This window comes from Streptococcus mitis (assembly GCF_002096855.1).
GTDB classification, from domain to species: Bacteria; Bacillota; Bacilli; order Lactobacillales; family Streptococcaceae; genus Streptococcus; species Streptococcus mitis_Y.
In genome coordinates this window covers 23930-46213 of record NZ_NCVH01000032.1, presented here as the reverse complement: position 1 = coordinate 46213, position 22284 = coordinate 23930, and the positions used below count along the sequence as shown (strand labels likewise).

The following is a 22284-nucleotide window of genomic DNA, read 5'->3' as shown; positions in this document are numbered from 1 at the left end:
ATGATTTTTTAGTACAATTAAATCATGGAATTTAGAACAATTAAAGAGGACGGACAAGTCCAAGAAGAAATCAAAAAATCCCGCTTTATCTGTCATGCCAAGCGTGTTTATAGCGAAGAAGAGGCTCGTGACTTCATTACTGCCATCAAGAAAGAGCACTACAAAGCTACTCATAACTGCTCTGCCTTCATTATTGGGGAACGTAGTGGAATCAAACGGACAAGTGATGATGGTGAGCCCAGTGGGACTGCTGGCGTTCCCATGCTTGGGGTACTAGAAAATCACAATCTTACTAATGTCTGTGTGGTAGTGACACGCTACTTTGGTGGCATTAAACTAGGCGCTGGAGGATTGATTCGTGCTTACGCTGGCAGTGTTGCCTTAGCTGTCAAAGAAATTGGCATCATTGAAATAAAGGAACAGGCTGGCATTGCTATTCAAATGTCTTACGCTCAGTACCAAGAGTACAGTAACTTCCTTAAGGAATATAATCTCATGGAACTGGATACAAACTTTACAGATCAAGTCGATACGATGATTTATGTTGATAAAGAAGAAAAAGAAACTATTAAAGCTGCACTTGTAGAGTTTTTTAATGGAAAAGTCACTTTAACTGATCAAGGTTTACGAGAAGTTGAAGTTCCTGTAAACTTAGTGTAAACAAAGGAGAAAAATATGGCATTTGGTAAATTCATTCAAGGACTCGCTGGTAACTTTAGCGAGCAAAACAAAGAAACTCTTATCAAAGAATATGGACAATATCTACTAGAAAATGAAGAAATTCAAAGTGGATATAAACTGATTCGTGATTCAATTATATTTACAAATATCCGTATTATCTTTACAGATAAACAAGGCGCTACTGGTCGTAAGATGTCTATTAAATCAATCTTTTTGATGAACATTGTTAACGTTGAAATGGAAACTGCAGGAGCAGGTATAGATGATAGTGAAATTACTATTACTTATTTAGAAAATGTCTTTCTAAAAGCACACAATGAGCATTTTAATGCTCATAAATTTGAATTCCCTAAGAAAACGGATATCATTCCACTTTACACCTATTTATTAGAATTAGCTTATCACAATCGCTTGAAAATTAACGGCTTAGACCTGTGATATAAAAAAATCCTATCACTTCGATAGGATTTCTATATTTTACAAATGGTATAGATAGCGTTATACTAGAAATATCTTATACAAAGAGGTATTCATATGTCTATTTATAACAACATTACTGAATTAATCGGTCAAACTCCGATTGTTAAACTCAACAACATCGTGCCAGAAGGGGCTGCGGACGTCTATGTAAAGCTTGAAGCATTCAACCCTGGTTCTTCTGTAAAAGATCGTATTGCTCTTAGCATGATTGAAAAAGCTGAACAAGACGGTATTCTGAAACCAGGTTCTACAATTGTTGAAGCAACAAGTGGAAACACTGGTATTGGACTTTCATGGGTAGGTGCTGCTAAAGGGTATAAAGTCGTCATCGTTATGCCTGAAACTATGAGTGTAGAACGACGTAAGATTATCCAAGCTTATGGTGCTGAACTCGTCCTAACTCCTGGTAGTGAGGGAATGAAAGGCGCTATTGCTAAAGCTCAAGAAATCGCTGCTGAACGTGATGGTTTCCTTCCTCTTCAATTTGACAATCCAGCTAATCCAGAAGTACACGAAAGAACAACAGGAGCTGAAATACTAGCTGCTTTCGGTAAAGATGGACTAGATGCCTTTGTTGCTGGAGTGGGTACCGGTGGAACGATTTCTGGTGTTTCTCATGCACTCAAATCAGCAAATTCTAACATTCAAGTTTTTGCAGTAGAGGCAGACGAATCTGCTATTCTATCTGGTGAAAAACCTGGACCACACAAAATTCAAGGTATCTCAGCTGGATTTATTCCTGATACACTTGATACAAATGCCTATGATGGTATTGTTCGTGTAACATCAGACGATGCACTAGCACTCGGCCGTGAGATTGGTGGAAAAGAAGGATTCCTTGTTGGTATTTCTTCAGCTGCAGCTATCTACGGAGCCATCGAGGTTGCCAAGAAATTAGGTACAGGTAAAAAAGTTCTTGCTCTAGCACCAGATAACGGTGAACGTTATCTCTCTACAGCACTCTATGAATTTGAAGTGTAGTCTCCTAAATACACTTAGCCCTTATTATAGGGCTTTTTATTTATACCTTAAAAATAGGAACATCTCCCTATAAAAATCGACTGCATAGAAAAAAGGAAGCAATTTGGCTTCCTTTTTATTATTAGTTATTCAAGGCTGCTGCCATTGTAGCTGCAACTTCAGCTTCAAAGTCGTTTGCAGCTTTCTCGATACCTTCACCAACTTCAAAGCGAGCGAACTCAACTACTGAAGCGTTAACTGATTCAAGGTATGCTTCAACTGTCTTGCTGTCATCCATGATGTAAACTTGTGCAAGAAGTGTGTAAGCTTGGTCAACTTTAGTGTTGTCAAGCATGAAGCGATCCATTTTACCTGGGATAATTTTGTCCCAGATTTTTTCTGGTTTGCCTTCTGCAGCCAACTCAGCTTTGATGTCAGCTTCGGCTTGAGCAATCACTTCATCAGTCAATTGAGATTTTGATCCATACTTCAAGTGTGGAAGAGCTGGTTTGTTAACCATTGCACGGCTTTCGTTATCTTGGTCGATAACGTGGTTCAATTGTGCCAACTCATCTTTAACGAATTGCTCATCCAATTCTTTGTAAGAAAGAACTGTTGGTTTCATCGCTGCGATGTGCATTGACAATTGTTTAGCAAGTGCTTCGTCTCCACCTTCAACAACTGAAATAACACCGATACGTCCACCGTTATGTTGGTATGCTCCAAAGTGTTGTGCGTCTGTTTTTTCAATCAATGCAAAGCGACGGAATGAGATTTTTTCTCCGATAGTTGCTGTTGCAGATACGTATGCAGATTCAAGAGTTTCACCTGAGGGCATTGTCAAAGCAAGAGCTTCTTCATTGTTAGCAGGTTTTCCTTCAGCAATAACTTTAGCTGTAGTATTTACCAATTCAACGAATTGAGCATTTTTCGCAACGAAGTCAGTTTCAGCGTTTACTTCAATAACTGCTGCAACATTACCGTTAACATAAACACCAGTCAAACCTTCTGCAGCAACACGGTCAGCTTTCTTAGCTGCCTTAGCCATACCCTTTTCACGAAGCAATTCAATCGCTTTTTCGATGTCACCGTCTGTTTCTACAAGCGCTTTTTTAGCATCCATAACTCCGGCACCAGATTTTTCACGCAACTCTTTTACAAGTTTAGCTGTAATTTCTGCCATTTTGATTCTCCTATATTTTTTAAAAATAGGAGAGCCGGGCTAAGCCCCGCCCTCCTAGGTAATTACTAATTATATGAATTAAGCGTTGTCGCCTTCTACAACTTCAACGATTTCTTCGATTGAATCTGCTTGAGCTTCTGAAGCTGCAAATTCTGCTTCAACTGCTACTGCATCTTCACCTTGACGTCCTTCGATGATAGCATCAGCCAATTTAGCTGTGATCAATTTAACAGCGCGGATAGCATCATCGTTAGCTGGAATGATTACATCGATATCATCTGGATCAGTGTTTGTGTCAACCATCGCTACAACTGGGATTCCCAATTTCTTAGCTTCTTTAACAGCGATTTGCTCTTTATGTGGGTCAACTACATACATAACATCTGGGATACGAGGCATATCTTCGATACCACCCAAGAATTTTTCAAGACGTGCACGTTGTTTGTTAAGAAGTGCAACTTCTTTCTTAGGAAGAACTTCGAAAGTTCCATCTTCTTCCATACGTTTGATTTCTTTCAAACGAGCGATACGTTTTTGGATTGTTCCCCAGTTTGTAAGAGTTCCACCCAACCAACGGTGGTTGATGAAGTATTGACCTGAACGTACTGCTTCTTCAGCAACTGCATCAGCTGCTTGTTTCTTAGTACCAACGAACAATACAACTGCGTCGTTAGCTGCTGCATCACGCATGAAATCGTAAGCTTGGTCAGCGTATTTTACAGTTTGTTGCAAGTCGATAACGTGGATACCATTACGCTCAGTGAAGATGTACTTAGCCATCTTAGGGTTCCAGCGACGAGTTTGGTGACCAAAGTGTACACCAGCCTCAAGAAGTTGTTTCATTGAAATTACTGCCATGAGTATTTCTCCTTTTTGTTTTTTTCCTCTTCTTGACTTCAACTCGCAAAACGACCCAAAGGCAACTGTTTCACAATTCATCAAGAATGAGTATTATCGTTCACACGACAATTTTCATTTTACCATACTTTTTCAATATTTTCAAGCGATTTTAGTAGATTTTTAAAGCAAGTTAACTATATAAATCATAAAAGAGACTCAAATCGAGCCTCTTCGCTTTATTCATTAGTTTGGATAGATATATGTTACAAAACCTTCTGAAGTCGTAGTAGGATTGAACCATCCACGTTTATTTCCGATTGTACGGTTTCCACCATAGTTTGATTCAGATACTTGGATACTTGTTGATGATGAAACAGCTGTAACCACGGCTACGTGTCCATATCCACCATCATTCCAACATGCAATGGCACCAACTTGAGGTGTAGATCCTGTACGGAATCCTGCTGCAGCTGCACTTGTAGCCCACTGTGCTCCATTACCCCAGTAATCTCCAGCCCAAGGCGCCAATGTTTTAGCTCCCCATGTACACTCACCAGTTGGATAACTTGAAGCATTTGTACTATATGTTGGACGATGTGTCACTGGAGCAGGAGTGTAGCTTGTTGCTTCTGTTGAAGCACTGCTTGAAGATGATTCAGACGAACTTGACTCAGATGAACTTGATGAAGAAATAGTAGATAGTGCTTGAACTTGTGCTGTAAAAGTTGTATTTCCAGAAGCAACTACTGTTTGTTGTTGACTTGCTTGTTTAGCTTTATAAGCTGCTTCTGCTTCTGCTGCAGCTTTAGCTTCTGCTTCTGCTGCAGCTTTTTTCTCAAGTAAACTTGCTTTTTCATCCTCTGCAGTAGCCTTTTCAGCAGCAAGATTCAATTCTGCAGCTTTCAACTCAGCTTGTTTTGTAGTTAATGATTGAGCATCATCAGCTAGTTTTTGCTGATTTGCAATAACTGTATTAATTGCATCATTGTTTGCTACTTGTTTTTCAGAAATAGCTTTTTTATCTGCTTTTTGTTGTTCCAACATTTTGTTGTTTGCAGATACGATTTCACTCATTGCAGCAACACGTGAAATAGCTTCTGTAATTGATTTTGAGTTTACAATTGTATTAATGTAATTTGTTGCAGCTCCATTTGTTTGAGCACTACGAGCTTGTTTTTGCAATGAATCATTGCGAGATACAATATTCTTAGAAAGTTCTGTAATTTCACCCTCAAGCTTTTTAGATTCTGCTTGTAGTCTATCATTTTCAGATTGCAAGTTTGATTGCTCTGTTTGAATAGCAGACACTTGCTCCTGAACTTGATCAACTTGTTTTTGGGCTTCTTGTTGTTGTGCTGTTAAGTTACTGATTTTATTATCTTGAGCAGCAATTTTGTCATCAGTAGTTTCTGCATGCGCAGTTGTTAAAACAGCTACTTGAGAAACCATTACTGTACTTAATAAAAGTGACGCTAAGATTTTTTTCTTCATATTACGTAGATACTCCTTCTTTTAAAGACATTACTAGTATACCAAAAAAAGGCTTAATGAATATTACGCCTTTGTTACATTTTTATTTCTTTCTTATAGGTAAAATTTTTCAAAAATAAACTGAAAGATAATCATCCATATAAGGTTCAAAATCATTGATGGTACTAAACTATAGACTATAAATAAAGACATACTATCCACAGTTAAACCTACCACTAATGCAAGTATATAAGCTCCCATCTCAAATAGAAAAGTCATGACAATAATTGCCAACATTCTCGTCCAACGATTCAATAAAATAACACTATTAAATTTATGGAGAAATACTCCCAACAAGACGAACAACAAAGTCGCAATCCCTATCAAGTGGAAAAAGTAAATGTCATAAACCAAACCCACTACAAAACAATAAGCTAAATAGAGATACTCTGATACTTCTATCGTCTCAAATAAGAGAAATAAAAACAGAAAATGACTAGCCAAATGTACATGGGGGAAAAATGAGCCCAGAAGCTGGCTAATATGGGCGTCAATTAGAACAAAGAAAGGAAGCAATAAAAACACTCCAACCCGCTTCAACTGTCTCATTATGAATTCCCCACTAATTCTATCACATCCACATTATGAGTATCTGCACTTAATTTAACAGTTACTTCTCGTGTCAAGTAGTCCGTACTATGCGTTGTGGCAACCACTTCACCAACAGGAATATCAGCAACGTTAAAGTTTCCTAATCCACCAGTGGTCACCTTATCTCCTGCACTAATATCGCTACTACTATTTAATTGACTAATTTTTAGAACTTCATTTTCCTTGTCATAGCCAACAATAATTCCATAAATTGTAGTAGAACCATGTTGAATTTTAACAGAAATCTTATCAGCATTTTCCGTATTTGTCAGAAGGTTGACCATGGTAGAGTTCTCCTCTACTTTTGAGACACTCCCAATCAAGCCACCATTTGCAATTGCTAACATATTCTCAGAAGCCCCTTTTGATTTGCCTGCATCTAAGGTCAACTCCTGCTTCCAAGATACCGGAGATCGCATAATAACATCTGCTGCCAAAGTCTTTGTAGCTTGCAATTTGGACTTCATATCAAGCAATTGGCGCAGTTGTTCATTTTCCATCTTTAAACTTTCCGCCTCATTTGATTTAACTTCTAATTGGTAAATCTGTTTCTTCAAACTTTCATTTTCATTATAAGTGCGTGTCAAATGAGCCAAATCTGATTTGACAGAATCAAACCACTGAAAAGGTTTTTGCACAACCCTATCAACCACTGAGATTCCATCTCCTAATCTTGTCACAATTGTACTTGAATAAGTCGTCGCTAAGAGAGCTGACACAAGCAGAACAGTGACAAAAACAATAATGACATATTTTGATTTTTTAAAACGGTTCATATCCCTACCTTTATATCAAAAACTGTTACAGTAACTTTTTATCAATTCCTGAAAGCTACTAAGATTTTAAGAAAAATAAGCAACAACCAAGTATGATAATAACAAGAATGGTCAGCGTATCCTTTCGAGTCCATTTCAATTGTCGATATTGACTTCTGCCTTTTCCACCCTGATAACCACGCGCTTCCATTGCGATAGCCAAGGAATCCGCACGTTTTAAACTTGTCGCAAAAAGAGGAATCAAAATGGGAATCATAGCCTTCACCTTTTGAACAATACTTCCTTCTCCAAAATCCACTCCACGCGCTTTCTGTGCATTCATAATCCGCGTCGTATCATCCATCAAGGTTGGGACAAAACGCAAACTCATAGACAGCATCAATCCAATTTCATGAACTGGAACTTTCATACTCTTTAAAGGTGCTAATAGAGCTTCGACAGCTGATGCCAAACTTAAGGGCATGGTCGTTAAGGTTAACAAAGTAGAAAAGAAAATAATCAATACAAAGCGACAAAAGATAATTCCAGCTTGTTGCAAAGCATAATCCGTGATTCTCACAAACGAAAACTCAAATAAAACATTCCCATTAGAAATGAAAAACAGTTGAAAAATAGTTGTGAAGGCAATCAAGAAAAACATAGACTTCAAGCCCTGAATAAAAAATGAAAGAGATACTCCTGACAAGGCAATAAAGATCCCTGTCGCTATAAAAAGAATCAGATTCGTCAAGGGATTATTAGCCCAAAAAACGATCAAAATCAGTAGCATCATAGCCAGTAATTTGCTGCGTGGATCCAATCGGTGAACTATCGAATCCCCTGGGATATAACGCCCCAAAATCATACTATCCATTTAGCGACTCCTTGAACTCCTCTATCTTAATCGGTAATCGTTTAAATGACACGCCTCTATCAGCCAATCGTTTACAAAAAGCTGTAATTTTAGGTACTCCCAACTGAACTTCTTCCATAAAAACAACATCTTGAAAGACATCACTAGGTTTACCAAACTTAACTAAACGTCCCTTTTCCATCACATATACCTGGTTCGCATATTCAGCAACATCATCCATCAAATGCGTTACCAAGACAATGGTCATCCCTGACTGGTGGAGTTTTTTGAACAAATTCATCAGCTCTTTTCTTCCCAGGGGATCTAGGCCTGCTGTGGGTTCATCTAAGACTAATATAGCTGGTTCCATGGCAAGTATGCCTGCAATGGCGACACGTCTCATTTGTCCACCTGATAGCTCAAACGGACTACGATCAAAAAGTGATTCATCAATTCCAACCAGAGCCAGTTTCTCACGCGCAATCTGCTCCGCATCTTCTTCAGAAACTCCAAAATTTTGCGGTCCAAAAGCAACATCCTTCAAAACCGTTTCTTCAAAAATCTGATTTTCAGCAAACTGAAATACCAAGCCAACCTGTTTTCTAATTTGACGAATATCTTTATTTTTAGAAGTCGAGGTGATTAAGGTATCAAAAACCCGCACACTCCCTTGGCTTGGCACCAATAAACCATTTAAGAGTTGTAAAATAGTTGATTTACCACTACCTGTGTGGCCAATTAAAGCCGTATAAGAACCATCTTCAATCGTCAAAGAAACATCCGACAAAGCTGTTGAGGCTAAGGGAGTCCCTTCTTGATACGTAAAACTCACATTTTCTAGAGCAATTCCCATAGCTTATCCTCTAGCTCACTTTCTGTCAAATAATTTTCAGGTAAATCATAGCCATTCTGACTCAGAGAATGTTTTAATTGATTAGCAAAAGGATCGTCTAATCCAATTTGATCTAAACCATTACGAGAGAAAAGTTCTCTTGGACTGCTGGTTGATTCAATTTCCCCTTTTTTCATGATCAACACACGATCACTCATGGCAACTTCTTCCAAATCATGGGTAATGGAAATGACCGTCATATCATAGTCTTTTCGAATTCCTTTTACTGTCTCAATTAGTTCTCTACGTCCCTCAGGATCCAACATACTCGTTGCTTCATCTAAGATTAAAATAGCTGGTCTTAGGGCTACAACACCTGCAATAGCCACACGTTGCTTTTGGCCACCTGATAGACGCGCTGGCTCTCTCTTTTTAAAGTCTAACATGCCAACCAAATCCAGAGCTTCTTCCACTCTCTTTTTCATTTCTTGACGAGAAAGTCCCTGATTTTCCAAACCAAAGGCAACATCATCTTCAACAGTCGCTCCAACAAATTGATTGTCTGGATTTTGAAAAACCATACCGATTTGACGACGTATATTCCAAACATTTTCCTCAGTCAGCCGTTGGCCATCAATTACAATCTCTCCAGATTCTGCTTCCAGTAAGCCATCAATTAAGCGAACCGTCGTTGATTTACCACTACCATTATGCCCTACAATCGAAAGCCATTCTCCACGTTTCACGTGAAACGTAATATCCTTCACATCATAGTATTCCTGACTTTCCTTATAACGAAAAGAAAGATTTTTTACATCAACTACTGATTTCATTTCGAACCAAATGTCCCTTTAAATACATAGGCACTACCCTTGAAATAATCATAGCCAGAGTAGATAGTGAAAAACAAGGCTATATAAAGTAGAACTTGACCAAGCAAAGTCCAATGTAATAGCAAGAAAATAATCGCAAACATCTGGCTGAAAGTTTTAATTTTTCCAGGCATTGCTGCTGCTAAAACTGTTCCACCAATTTCAACCAATAAAAGCCTTAAACCTGTCACAGCCAACTCACGACAGATGATCACCGCAACAATCCAAGCCGGAACCATATCCAACTCAATCAACATGATAAAAGCTGACATAACTAGCAACTTATCCGCCATTGGATCCGCAAACTTCCCAAAGTTGCTAACCACCTTCCATTTACGAGCTAAATATCCATCTAAATAGTCGGTGATACTGGCAATAGCAAATATAATAGCTGCTACTATATGACTTTCTAGCGAATTTCCTATCGTTAAAATAAAGATAAAAATAGGTATAAAGAGAATTCGACCTATTGTTAAGAGATTGGGAATTTGTTCTTTTTTCATTCGTTTTTCCTTAATTTCTAGTAAAGGTTACAGTGATTTGTCCAGTTTGAGCTGTTAAGTTCGATAAATCAACAGTCTGATTATCTACTGTTAAAGCAACACCTTTGACAACACCTAAAGTAATGGTCACAGGATTTTTTGTTGAAACTGTTGTTTCCGCACTTTTATTATCCGGTGATAAGGTCACACCACCCTCAAGCTCACTTTCTGAAACACTAACCCAACTTCTAGCATCTGAAACCGATAATTGCAATTTTGCAGTTTCCTTACTTGTTTTATAAGCGATTTCTACATAATTTCCTTCACCTGATACACTTATAACTGGTTCAATATTCGAAGAGCTACTTGATGAACCACTACTTGAAGATGGAGTTACAGAACTAGTCGAACTTGTTGCTTGGACTACACTATAACTAGACGTAGATGAATTCTCCGGTTGAGTCTGGAGATAATTCCAAACATAATAAGTCACAAATATTACAATCGATAGGGCAAAGAGTATAAAATAAAATAAAGGTAAAAATGATGTCTTATTTTTCTTACTTGAACGTCTCCTACCTGTCAACTCCTCTTCATCAACATCTACTTCCTCATAAGTAATCATGCTCCCAGAATCATAAGCATCCAAGACAATTCGCTCATCAAGTTCAACTGCCCACGCATACTTTCTCAAAAAAGAACGAGTATAAAATGGACTAGGAAGTTGATCAAAATCATCAGCTTCCATTGCCTCCAACATATCCAACTGAATTTCTGTTTTTTTATGTAATTCTTCTAAAGTCAACCCTTGGTTAGTTCTAGCTAAACGTAAAACCTCACCAATTGTTTTTTTCCTCATACTTGTCATTCCTTCTTTCTAGTGTCGATTATGATAGGTTGCTATGATGGAAATATTGTAAAATCAACTATGTCACCATCATCTATTAAATGGTGTCCAGCATCAAGGACATCCTCTAAAGTAATTTCCTGTAAAATCTTTGGCAAATCAAAGATTGTCTCACCTTGTCCAAAAGCATCATATTGCGTTGCAATAAATTCAAGAGAGTTCATGCTACTGAAAAATTCTCCAAACATCTCTCTTTTTATAATATCTAAATGATCCTCTGTAATATCTAAATCCTTTGTAAAATTACGAATAGCCTTTTTAAACTGATGAGATAAAGCAACTGGCTCTTTTGTATCCATTGTCAACATAACAAAATGAAAGCGACTTGTTACTTCAACTTCAAGAGATAAGGACGCATCAATTTTACCTGATTCATATAACTTTTGAAAACGATCCGAAGTCCAACCAAACATCATTGCAAACAATAATTTTAATAAAATATGATGTCGATAGCAATCATCCTCAGCAACATCTTGTTTACCTCTAACACCAATCGCTAGTTTAGGAGAAGATACTTCCATTCTCATACTGTCTGTTTGCTTTACATCTTTTAAAACAAACTTTTCTCTTGCTACTTCCTGAACATCTAACTCTTCCAGTTCTTTTCTTTCAAAATAGTCCTGTACTTGATCCACATCAAAATTGCCAACTAAAAACAGAGACATGTTTACAGGTTTGTAAAACCTTGTGAAATTTTCTTGCAAATTAGTTAGATTAATTTGGGAAATGGACTCCTCACTTCCAACTATATCAGTTGCTAAAGGTGTACCAGGATACAAATTCGCTAAAGTTGAAAAGAATAAACACGAATCTGGATCATCTTGATACATTTCTCGTTCTTGCTGAATAATATCCTGCTCTCTTAAAATGGAATCTTCAGTAAAATGTGCTGATGTCACCAATTCATCAAGTAAATCTACATTCTCTAAGAGATAATCCGTTGCTGAAAAAAGATAGTTTGTTTTTGTAAAGCTTGTAAAGGCATTGCTATCCGCACCTAGACTCGTAAAAGCTGACATCAAATCGCTAGCATCTTCTCTCTCAAATAATTTATGTTCAAGAAAATGAGCAATTCCTCCAGGATATTCTTTTACATCTCCGTCAACTTCTGTGACAAGCGTATCTACCGAACCAAATTGTACAGTTACACTCCCGTAAACCTCTTTAAATTCCTTTTTAGGCAAAAGAGCAACTGTCAATCCATTTGACAAACGAGTTCGATAAACCATTTCTTTTACAGCTGGATAGTATTTTTCTTCAAAAACAACCTTTGTCATTCTATTCCTTCCATAAAGTAAATCGCCTGTAGTTTCACATTATTAGCTGCTCTACAAATATCATCTTTGTCAACTTGCTCGAGTTTTGCAATCCAACCTTTAAAGTCTGCTGAAGATTTCCCAAGTAAAGAATTTTGATAAGCACGTTCAATCAATGAACCTTGATTATCTTGAGAAAGTAACAAAGATCGACGAATCATTTCCTTGGTCTGCTCTAATTCAAGCTCTGTAAAATATCCTTTTTTTAAATCAAGCAGTTGATTATTCATCATTTTACGAGCCTGGTTCCGATTTTCTCGATCGATACCAGCATACATCCTCAAGAACCCACTAAATAAATCAAGCTGACTTGAAATAGTATAAGCCAATCCAGCATTTTCACGGACATTTGTAAATAGTTTAGAGTGAGCAAATCCACCCAGTAAACAATTCATTACAATCATGGATAAATGTTGCTCATCACCATATTCAACAGGACAATGATAACCTAATTCCAAAATGGATTGTCCCACATTTTTCCGAACCATACCTTCCTGAAGGATATTGGAATAAGGTTGACAATACTGAACCTTCACATCTCCTTTTCGACCTTTAAAGCCAAATGATTCTAATACATTTTGAATTTCAACCTCATTAAAATCACCTAGGAAAAAGAAATCTATTCGATCATTGGCCAAAAATTCTTTGAAACAAGAATAAGAACTTTGTGGAGTTTCAGCTAAAATACGATTTCGTAAATCACTGTATTCCAATTGGAGACGTTCATCATGAAAAAATAATTTATCTAATTCTTTATGTGCAAAATAAAAAGAATCATCCATATCAGCTGCTAAACTTGCTAGCAATTGTTTTTTCTCAATTTCAAATAAGGCCGAATCAAACCCATTATCAACTACGACGGGGGAAAAAAGAGTTTCTTTTACTAGTTCCAAAACCTGAGAAGTTAGCACATTTTTCCTACTTAAAAACTCATCACGAACATAGGTAAATGTCAATTCTACAATATGACTTTGCCCTCTTCTAAAACAATTGGTTGACATATCTGTACCATATAGACTGGCCAAGTGTCTTCTCAAAGCTTGAGAAGTGGGGTACATCTGGTTGGACGTTTCTAGCATACTCGCACTCAACATGCGACCTGTAATCGTATCAAGAGATAATGGAGAGGTAAAACGCACGGTAATTTTGTTCGTTTTAAACTTCTTTGATTGGATAAAATGTGTTGAAATTCCATGCACTAACTCCATGATTTACCTCCTCATATACAGACTTCTATTATATCACGAAAACCTGAAATTTTCTTGTTCCCTGTAACACTTTTGAAATAAAAATCGCTTACATTTCTCCCTGTTTCTCTCACTATTTTTAGGAAAATATGGTATAATACCAAAGATTGAGGTGAATTATGGAATACAAATTATTTGAAGAATTTATTACCCTCCAAGCACTACTCAAAGAACTTGGAATTACACATAGCGGAGGAGCTATCAAATCATTTCTCTCTGAACATTCTGTTTACTTTAATGGGGAATTAGAGAGTCGTCGTGGTAAAAAACTTCGCATTGGTGATAAAATTGACATACCTGACATGAATATTGACATCTTATTGACACAACCTACTTCTGAGGAGCAAGAGGAATATCAAGCTGATAAAGTTGAAAAAGAACGGATCGCTAAACTTGTCAAAGAGATGAATAAGGGATTTAAAAGAGACAAATCGAAACCTACTTCATCACCTAAAAGCAAACAAGCTCCACGATTCCCTGGTAGATAATCATGTGGCTACAACACCTATCTCTCAAAACTTTTCGTAACTACAAAGAGACGAAAATAGACTTTAATCCTAAATTAAATATCTTTTTAGGACGCAATGCTCAAGGAAAAACAAATATACTAGAGGCTATCTATTTTTTAGCCTTAACTCGTAGTCATCGAACTCGAACAGATAAAAATCTCATTCATTTTGATGAGGAACAACTTCATCTTTCAGGTCTCGTTCAGAAAAAAACTGGATCCATTCCCCTAGAAATAGAACTAACACAAAAAGGCCGTGTGACAAAAGTTAATCATTTAAAACAGGCACGCCTTTCAGATTATGTAGGACACATGAATGTTGTCTTATTTGCTCCTGAAGATTTACAACTAATTAAAGGAGCACCTTCAGTTCGACGAAAATTTATTGATATGGAGCTTGGGCAAATTAAGCCAATCTATTTATCAGATTTAACCAATTATAACCATATTCTTAAGCAAAGAAATACCTATTTAAAATCAGCTCAAAAAATAGATGAAACCTTCCTTTCAGTACTAGATGATCAGCTAGTCGATTATGGATGTCGTGTAATGAATCACCGCTTAGATTTTATAAAAAAACTAGAGCATTTTGGTCGTAAGAAACATTTTGAACTTTCTAATCAGATTGAAGAGTTGTCAATATCCTATCAATCTTCTGTAAAGTCAACTGAAAAAGAAGACTTATCAGAATCTTTCAAAATTGCTTTAGAAAAAAGTAGGTCCAGAGATTTATTTAAAAAGAATACTGGTGTTGGGCCTCATCGAGATGACATTTCTTTTTATATAAATGGGATGGATGCTAGTTTCGGAAGTCAAGGCCAACATCGTAGTCTCGTCCTCTCGATAAAATTAGCAGAAATCGAATTAATGGAAAGTATTACTACAGAATCTCCGATATTATTACTTGACGATGTCATGAGTGAACTTGACAACACTAGACAGTTAAAATTATTAGAAACGATTTCTCAGTCAATCCAAACCTTTATAACAACAACAAGCTTAGATCATCTTCAAAATTTGCCAGAAAATCTAAGTATCTTCACTATTCAGGATGGTAAAGTTGCTGTAAATGAAAATTGACAACATTGTAAAAGAACTCCTGTTTTTACTGGAGTTCTTTTCATTGTTTTTTTACATAGAATAATTTGGTGCCTCATTAGTAATTTGTACATCATGAGGATGGCTTTCTTTCAAACCAGCACCAGACATTTCAATAAATTGAGCATTATCGTGTAGCTCTTTAAGGTTCGCTGCACCACAGTAACCCATACCAGAGCGAATACCACCAATCATTTGAAAGACAATATCAGCTGCCGCTCCTTTATAAGCAACACGACCTTCAATTCCTTCTGGAACAAGTTTGTTTGCTTCATTGACAGAACCTTGGAAGTAACGATCACTTGAACCTTTTTTCATAGCAGCGATTGATCCCATACCACGGTAAGTCTTGAACTTACGTCCTTGGAAGATTTCAGTTTCACCTGGAGCTTCATCAGTTCCAGCAAACATTGATCCAAGCATAACTGCATTTCCACCTGCAGCAAGGGCTTTTACAATATCTCCAGAATACTTGATTCCACCGTCGGCAATGATCGTTTTACCATATTCACGCGCAACAGCTGCAGCATCGTAGATAGCTGTTACTTGCGGAACACCAACACCAGCAATCACACGAGTAGTACAGATAGAACCTGGTCCAATCCCAACCTTGACAACGTCTACACCTGCTTCATAAAGGGAACGTGCACCCTCAGCTGTTGCAATATTTCCAGCAATCAAAGTACGATCTGGGAAGTGAGCACGAATCTCAGCAATTTTACGCAAGACACCTGCAGAATGACCATGTGCAGTATCAATAACAATCGCATCCGCTCCTGCCTCAAAAAGAGCCTCTGCACGTTCAAATGTATCTGAAGTAACACCTACTGCACCTGCAACTAGTAGACGACCAAACTCATCTTTAGCAGCATTTGGAAACTCAATAACTTTTTCAATATCTTTGATAGTAATCAAACCAGAAAGACGGCCTTCTTCATCTACCAACGGAAGTTTTTCAATACGGTGTTCTTGAAGAATGCTTTCAGCCGTTGCAAGATCTGTACCTACAGGAGCAGTAACAAGATTTTCACTGGTCATATGATTTGAGATTGGTTGGTTATAGTCTGAAATAAAACGAAGATCTCGGTTTGTCAAAATACCAACCAATTTACGATTTTCAAGTGTTTCAACAACTGGAACACCACTGATGCGATAACGACCCATAAGCTCATCTGCTTCAGCAATTGTATGTTCAGGCGTCAAGAAGAACGGATCAATAATAACTCCATTTTCAGAACGTTTTACCTTACGAACCTCGTCTGCTTGTTGAGCAATTGACATGTTTTTATGGATAACTCCGAGACCACCTGCACGAGCAATAGCAATGGCCATTTGACTCTCTGTAACTGTGTCCATGGCAGCGGTAATAATTGGGATATTTAAAGTCAAATTATCTGCCAATTTAGTTGTTAAATCAGCATCGTTAGGCAACACATGACTTTCAGCTGGAATAAGCAATACATCATCAAAGGTAAAACCTTTTTTCAAAAATTTAGTGTCCCAATTAGACATTCGAAGTTTCCTCTTTTCTTTCTTTTTGAGCTTGACTCTTTTTATATTGTATCTATCATACCATTCTATAAAAATTTGTCAAATATTACAGGGGTAAATAAAAAACTATCTTTTCTTTGAGATAGAAATGATAGTTTCTTGTAAAATAAACTTAGTTAAAGTAATTGAGTCCCATTGCACCTTTAACCTCAGATAGGGTTTGACCTGCTACTTCACGCGCTCTTTCACTACCTTTTTGAAGCATATTATAAACTTCTCCCATATCCTTAGCAAATTCGATACGGCGCTCACGAATAGGACCAAGTTCACGCTCTAATATTTCAAGTAGATAACGCTTGGTCTTCACATCACCAAGACCACCTCGTTGATAATGTTCTTTCATGTCAGCAATTTCTTGAGCATCTTCTGGACGACCAAAAACATCTAGATAATGGAAAACCATATTTCCTTCAATTTTACCTGGATCCTCAACGCGGATATGATCTGGATCTGTATACATACTCATCACTTTTTTACGCAAAGTATCCGCATCATCAGCTAAATAAATACCATTATTGAGTGATTTAGACATTTTAGCATTTCCATCTAAACCAGGCAAACGCCCTGCTCTCTCATTTTCTGGATAAATACCTTCCGGTTCTACCAAGACATCACAGTTATATGCATTGTTAAAAGAACGAACAATTTCACGAGTCTGCTCAATCATTGGTTTCTGATCTGTCCCAACAGGAACATAGTTGGCCTTAAAGGCTGTGATGTCAGCTGCTTGTGCAATTGGATAAACCAAAAATCCTGTCGGAATGCTTTCTCCAAATTCCTTCTGAGCAATTTCTGTCTTGACAGTTGGATTGCGCTCCAAACGTGCTAATGACACTAAATTCATATAATACATAGACAACTCAGCTAATTCTGGAATTTGGCTTTGAATAAAGATAGTTGATTTACTTGGATCCAATCCAACTGCAAGGTAATCCAAAGCTACATTTCCGATAGACTCTACAATGGTTTGAGGGTCTTTAGCATGATCTGTCAAAGCTTGTTGGTCAGCCAAGAACACAAACATATCATACTTATCCTCTTCCTGTAATAATACTCGATTTTTGAGACTTCCAACATAATGTCCAATATGCAATTTTCCTGTTGGACGGTCTCCTGTTAAAATAATGGGTTTAGTCATTTTGTTCTCCTTCGATATAGTCCCTTCAATTATAGCATTTTTTTAATGAAATAACCGTAATTTATCAAAATAAATCAGCCTTGCTATTTACGGATTTGTGTAAAGTATGCTGTAAATTTAATTTACACAAAATTGATAGATAAAAATTTGAATATTTCCGTATTTTCTAGTAGAATAAATATATTACATATATAGGAGAAAAACATTGCTTACAGTATCTGATGTTTCACTACGTTTTAGTGATCGCAAACTTTTTGATGATGTCAATATCAAATTTACAGAAGGAAATACTTACGGATTGATCGGTGCTAATGGTGCCGGAAAATCAACCTTTTTAAAAATTTTAGCTGGAGATATCGAACCTACTACTGGTCACATCTCTCTTGGTCCAGATGAACGTCTCTCTGTTCTTCGTCAAAATCACTTTGACTATGAAGATGAACGTGCCATTGATGTTGTTATCATGGGAAATGAAAAACTTTATAGCATCATGAAAGAGAAAGATGCCATCTACATGAAGGAAGATTTCTCAGACGAAGATGGAGTGCGTGCTGCCGAACTTGAAGGAGAGTTTGCCGAGCTTGGGGGATGGGAAGCAGAAAGTGAAGCCTCTCAACTCCTTCAAAACCTAAATATCCCAGAAGAATTGCACTATCAAAATATGAGCGAATTGGCCAACGGTGAAAAAGTAAAGGTTCTCCTCGCCAAAGCACTTTTTGGTAAACCAGATGTCCTTCTTTTGGACGAGCCGACCAATGGTTTGGATATCCAATCAATTACATGGCTAGAAGACTTCTTGATTGATTTTGATAACACCGTTATCGTAGTATCACACGACCGTCACTTCTTAAACAAAGTATGTACTCACATGGCCGACCTTGACTTCGGAAAAATCAAACTCTATGTCGGAAACTATGACTTCTGGAAGGAATCTTCTGAACTCGCTGCTAAATTGCTAGCAGACCGTAATGCTAAAGCAGAAGAAAAAATTAAACAATTGCAAGAATTCGTTGCTCGTTTCTCTGCTAATGCTTCTAAATCAAGGCAAGCAACATCACGTAAGAAAATGCTTGATAAGATTGAACTTGAAGAAATTGTACCATCTAGTCGTAAATATCCATTTATCAACTTTAAAGCGGAACGTGAGATTGGTAATGATCTCTTGACAGTAGAAAATCTAACTGTAAAGATTGATGGTGAGACTATTTTAGATAATATCAGCTTTATCTTGCGTCCAGGTGATAAGACAGCGCTTATTGGACAAAATGACATCCAAACGACTGCATTAATTCGTGCAATCATGGGGGACATTGACTATGAAGGAACTGTCAAGTGGGGAGTAACTACTAGCCGTTCTTACTTGCCAAAAGATAACTCGGCAGATTTTGCAGGAGGAGAGTCAATCCTTGACTGGTTGCGTCAATTCGCAAGTAAAGAAGAAGATGACAATACTTTCCTACGTGGCTTCCTCGGCCGTATGCTCTTCTCTGGAGATGAGGTTAACAAACCTGTAAATGTCTTGTCAGGGGGAGAAAAAGTTCGTGTCATGCTTTCAAAACTCATGCTCTTAAAATCAAATGTCCTTGTACTTGATGATCCAACCAATCACTTGGACTTGGAATCTATCTCAAGCTTGAATGATGGATTGAAAAACTTTAAAGAATCAATCATCTTTGCCAGCCATGACCACGAGTTTATTCAAACTCTAGCCAACCATATCATTGTCTTGTCTAAAAATGGCGTCATTGACCGTATCGATGAAACCTATGATGAATTCCTAGAGAATGCAGAAGTACAAGCAAAAGTTAAAGAACTTTGGAAAGACTAAAAAAATTCAAAACTCAGTTGGGTTAACCAGCTGAGTTTTCTAACATTTTATGAGGTAACATGAAATTATTTTTTAAAACATATTGGACCTATTTTGTTTCTTTCATCATTCCCATAATCATTATGATAGGAGTATATCTATCTCAAGGTATCTACTGGAATAGCGATACATCTCCACTATTAGGAGATGGGTTTCATCAATACGTTATTTTTGATATAGCTCTAAGAAATATCCTACACGGAAATGGTAGTTTGTTCTACACCTTTACAAGTGGCCTCGGATTGAATTTCTATGCCCTATCTAGTTATTACTTGGGTAGTTTCCTTTCACCACTAGTTTACTTTTTTGATCTAACTAATATGCCAGATGCTGTCTATCTGACAACTCTCTTAAAATTTGGATTGATTGGACTGTCAACTTACTTTAGTTTAAATAAATTATTTCAATCGATTCCTAATCCTTTAAAACTAGCTTTATCTACTTCCTATGCTCTGATGAGTTTCACTGTCAGTCAATTAGAGATAAAAACCTGGCTAGATGTTTTTATCTTGATTCCTTTAATTATAACTGGTTTACAGATACTCATCACTAAAAAGAAATTCCTATTGTACTTTACAAGTCTGTCAATCTTATTTATCCAAAACTATTATTTTGGCTATATGACAGCATTGTTTCTTATTTTCTGGTATCTCTGTCAAATTTCTTGGGACTTTAAAACCCGAAAATCATCTTTTCTTGATTTCATAATCACCTCTGTTTTAGCTGGTATGGCTAGTTTGATTCTGATTCTTCCTACTCTGTTTGATTTACAGACACATGGGGAAAAATTGACTGAAGTTACAAAGTTTCAAACTGAAAGTAGCTGGTATCTTGATCTTTTTGCTAAGCAATTCATCGGTTCCTTTGATACAACAAAGTATGGGGCCATCCCAATGATTTTTGTTGGACTACTTCCCTTTATTTTGACCATTTTATTTTTTACGCTGAAATCTATTAAGTTTCATGTGAAACTTATCTATGCAATCTTCTTTACATTTCTAATTGCAAGCTTTTATATTGAAGTTCTTGATTTATTTTGGCAAGGCATGCATACTCCAAACATGTTTTTACATCGCTATGCTTGGATTTTCTCTACCTTGTTAATTTACACAGCAGCGGAAGTCTTAAATCGTCTGAAAGAAATTAAAATCTGGAATTTTTTAGTTTCGCTTTTTCTTATAGTAACAGGATTTTTAGCTACCATCTATCTAAAATCGCATTATTCTTTTTTAACAGATTTGAATATTCTGCTTACTCTTGAATTTTTGGTTGTCTATTCGCTTTTACTCCTTGCAGTTATCAAAAAGTTTATCTCTGTAAATCTATTTGCCATTCTAATCTCTTTATTTATAATGGTTGAAATGAGTTTAAATGCTTCATCTCAAATGGACGGAATTGCTAAAGAATGGGGTTTTGCTTCTCGAAGTTCATATAATCGAGATATCCCAGCTATGGAATCTTTCTCAACAGATATTGGAAATCAATTTACTCGTACTGAAAAACTACAAACTCAGACAGGAAATGACAGTATGAAATTCAACTACAATGGAATCTCTCAATTTTCATCTGTTCGAAATCGTTCAGCAAGCTCTACTTTGGATAAACTCGGGTTTAAATCCTCTGGGACTAATCTCAATCTCCGCTATGCAAATAATAGTATTTTGGCTGATAGTTTATTTGGTATCCAGTACAATATCTCAGACAGTCCTATTGATAAGTATGGTTTTAAAGATATCTATCAAAAAGATAATCTTACCCTATATGAAAATCAATACTCTCTTCCGATTGCATTTGCTAGTCAATCTGTTTACAATGATGTCAAGTTCAATGAACACACTTTGGATAATCAAGCCTTGTTTTTAAATCAACTTGCTAACGTCGATTTTGATTATTTTTCTCCAATCCCTTATGACAAAACAGAAAATACTAATGATTTGATTAGTGTCACAAGTTCTTCAAATGAGGATGCAGCAATCCAGTATCAAATTGAAGTACCAGAAAACAGCCAAGTTTATCTTTCTTTCACAAACCTTCACTTTTCTAATGACAAACAAAAGAAGGTTGACATCCTTGTAAATGGTGAAAAAAAGACTTTTACAACTGATAATGTCTTCTCCTTCTTTAATCTAGGCTATACTAAAGAGAAAAAAACTTTCAATATCAATGTTAGTTTCCCTGGAAATTCACAAGTATCATTTGAATCTCCTAACTTCTATCGTTTAGATACCCAAACTTTAACTGAGGCAATTCAAAAAATTAAAGAACAGCCTGTCACAATATCAACTTCTAAAAACAAGGTTTTTGCTACATATGATGTCAAACAAGATACATCTATTTTTTTCACCATTCCTTATGACAAAGGTTGGTCTGCCTACCAAGATGATAAGAAAATAGAAATTAAACAAGCTCAAACTGGATTTATGAAAGTTGATGTTCCCAAGGGAAAAGGAACTATTACACTTTCCTTTATTCCCCATGGTTTTATTACTGGAGCAATTTGTTCCTTTACTTCTCTCTTACTATTTGGAACCTATAATCACAGACGAAAGTCATCTAAGGCATAAAAAATCGACCAATTAATCGGTCGATTTTT

Annotated in this window: 21 protein-coding genes; 7 read left to right on the top strand and 14 right to left on the bottom strand. The window is 36.7% G+C overall.

The annotated features are described in order from the left end of the window. The first annotated feature begins 24 nt into the window (after positions 1 to 24). The 3 genes from B7698_RS07085 to cysK all read left to right on the top strand — a co-directional run bounded on the left by B7698_RS07085 (position 25) and on the right by cysK (position 2142). A complete protein-coding gene (locus tag B7698_RS07085) occupies positions 25 to 660 on the top strand; it encodes a YigZ family protein (RefSeq protein WP_000395748.1) in 636 nt (211 codons plus the stop codon). Between the two features lie 15 nt (positions 661 to 675). After that, a complete protein-coding gene (locus tag B7698_RS07080) occupies positions 676 to 1119 on the top strand; it encodes a PH domain-containing protein (RefSeq protein ID WP_000863906.1) in 444 nt (147 codons plus the stop codon). Between the two features lie 96 nt (positions 1120 to 1215). Further along, a complete protein-coding gene (gene cysK / locus B7698_RS07075) occupies positions 1216 to 2142 on the top strand; it encodes a cysteine synthase A (protein WP_000029880.1) in 927 nt (308 codons plus the stop codon). A 121-nt stretch (positions 2143 to 2263) separates the two neighbouring features. Here the strand turns inward: cysK and tsf are convergent, their stop codons facing one another. The 12 genes from tsf to yfmF form a co-directional block, all read right to left on the bottom strand. Beyond that, positions 2264 to 3304, bottom strand: a complete 1041-nt coding sequence (gene tsf / locus B7698_RS07070) for a translation elongation factor Ts (protein ID WP_049499106.1) — start codon at positions 3302 to 3304, stop codon at positions 2264 to 2266. Between the two features lie 78 nt (positions 3305 to 3382). Beyond that, entirely contained in the window at positions 3383 to 4162 is a 780-nt protein-coding gene (rpsB, locus tag B7698_RS07065) for a 30S ribosomal protein S2 (RefSeq protein ID WP_007556349.1), read from the bottom strand. Positions 4163 to 4387: 225 nt separating this feature from the next. Continuing rightward, positions 4388 to 5635, bottom strand: coding sequence for a peptidoglycan hydrolase PcsB (gene pcsB / locus B7698_RS07060; protein ID WP_023948197.1), 1248 nt, complete (start codon positions 5633 to 5635; stop codon positions 4388 to 4390). A 93-nt stretch (positions 5636 to 5728) separates the two neighbouring features. Beyond that, positions 5729 to 6223, bottom strand: coding sequence for a rod shape-determining protein MreD (gene mreD, locus B7698_RS07055; RefSeq protein WP_001249446.1), 495 nt, complete (start codon positions 6221 to 6223; stop codon positions 5729 to 5731). Then, positions 6223 to 7041 carry a rod shape-determining protein MreC gene (mreC, locus tag B7698_RS07050; protein WP_001078994.1) on the bottom strand — a complete coding sequence of 273 codons (819 nt, stop codon included), beginning with the start codon at positions 7039 to 7041 and terminating at the stop codon, positions 6223 to 6225. Before mreC ends, mreD begins: the two co-directional genes overlap by 1 nt. Before the next feature lie 58 nt (positions 7042 to 7099). Beyond that, positions 7100 to 7894 carry an energy-coupling factor transporter transmembrane component T family protein gene (locus B7698_RS07045; RefSeq protein ID WP_000377896.1) on the bottom strand — a complete coding sequence of 265 codons (795 nt, stop codon included), beginning with the start codon at positions 7892 to 7894 and terminating at the stop codon, positions 7100 to 7102. Continuing rightward, the gene (locus B7698_RS07040; RefSeq protein WP_000510424.1) at positions 7887 to 8726 is read right to left on the bottom strand and encodes an energy-coupling factor transporter ATPase; all 840 of its coding nucleotides are present in this window, start codon (positions 8724 to 8726) and stop codon (positions 7887 to 7889) included. Before B7698_RS07040 ends, B7698_RS07045 begins: the two co-directional genes overlap by 8 nt. Continuing rightward, complete coding sequence (locus tag B7698_RS07035) at positions 8711 to 9538, bottom strand: energy-coupling factor ABC transporter ATP-binding protein (RefSeq protein WP_084865110.1); 828 nt, start codon at positions 9536 to 9538, stop codon at positions 8711 to 8713. The genes B7698_RS07040 and B7698_RS07035 overlap by 16 nt, the downstream gene beginning before the upstream one ends. Further along, entirely contained in the window at positions 9535 to 10080 is a 546-nt protein-coding gene (gene pgsA, locus B7698_RS07030) for a CDP-diacylglycerol--glycerol-3-phosphate 3-phosphatidyltransferase (RefSeq protein ID WP_084865109.1), read from the bottom strand. Before pgsA ends, B7698_RS07035 begins: the two co-directional genes overlap by 4 nt. A gap of 10 nt (positions 10081 to 10090) precedes the next feature. Further along, positions 10091 to 10918: a cytoskeleton protein RodZ gene (gene rodZ, locus B7698_RS07025; protein ID WP_084865108.1), complete on the bottom strand. Its 828-nt coding sequence runs from the start codon at positions 10916 to 10918 to the stop codon at positions 10091 to 10093. A 41-nt stretch (positions 10919 to 10959) separates the two neighbouring features. After that, entirely contained in the window at positions 10960 to 12243 is a 1284-nt protein-coding gene (yfmH, locus tag B7698_RS07020; RefSeq protein WP_000170225.1) for an EF-P 5-aminopentanol modification-associated protein YfmH, read from the bottom strand. Next, on the bottom strand, positions 12240 to 13490 hold the full coding sequence (gene yfmF / locus B7698_RS07015; protein WP_084865107.1) for an EF-P 5-aminopentanol modification-associated protein YfmF: 1251 nt from the start codon (positions 13488 to 13490) through the stop codon (positions 12240 to 12242). Before yfmF ends, yfmH begins: the two co-directional genes overlap by 4 nt. Positions 13491 to 13648: 158 nt before the next feature. Here yfmF and yaaA point away from each other — a divergent pair, with 158 nt between their 5' ends. Further along, positions 13649 to 14017: a S4 domain-containing protein YaaA gene (yaaA, locus tag B7698_RS07010; protein WP_000455896.1), complete on the top strand. Its 369-nt coding sequence runs from the start codon at positions 13649 to 13651 to the stop codon at positions 14015 to 14017. A 2-nt stretch (positions 14018 to 14019) separates the two neighbouring features. Then, entirely contained in the window at positions 14020 to 15117 is a 1098-nt protein-coding gene (recF, locus tag B7698_RS07005; RefSeq protein WP_000266646.1) for a DNA replication/repair protein RecF, read from the top strand. Positions 15118 to 15168: 51 nt separating this feature from the next. Here the strand turns inward: recF and guaB are convergent, their stop codons facing one another. Further along, positions 15169 to 16647, bottom strand: a complete 1479-nt coding sequence (gene guaB, locus B7698_RS07000) for an IMP dehydrogenase (protein ID WP_060806032.1) — start codon at positions 16645 to 16647, stop codon at positions 15169 to 15171. A 151-nt stretch (positions 16648 to 16798) separates the two neighbouring features. Then, positions 16799 to 17824, bottom strand: a complete 1026-nt coding sequence (gene trpS / locus B7698_RS06995) for a tryptophan--tRNA ligase (protein ID WP_000165449.1) — start codon at positions 17822 to 17824, stop codon at positions 16799 to 16801. A gap of 205 nt (positions 17825 to 18029) precedes the next feature. Here trpS and B7698_RS06990 point away from each other — a divergent pair, with 205 nt between their 5' ends. Then, positions 18030 to 19652, top strand: a complete 1623-nt coding sequence (locus B7698_RS06990; RefSeq protein WP_000958774.1) for an ATP-binding cassette domain-containing protein — start codon at positions 18030 to 18032, stop codon at positions 19650 to 19652. Between the two features lie 59 nt (positions 19653 to 19711). Beyond that, complete coding sequence (locus tag B7698_RS06985) at positions 19712 to 22255, top strand: YfhO family protein (protein WP_084865106.1); 2544 nt, start codon at positions 19712 to 19714, stop codon at positions 22253 to 22255. Positions 22256 to 22284: the final 29 nt, after the last annotated feature.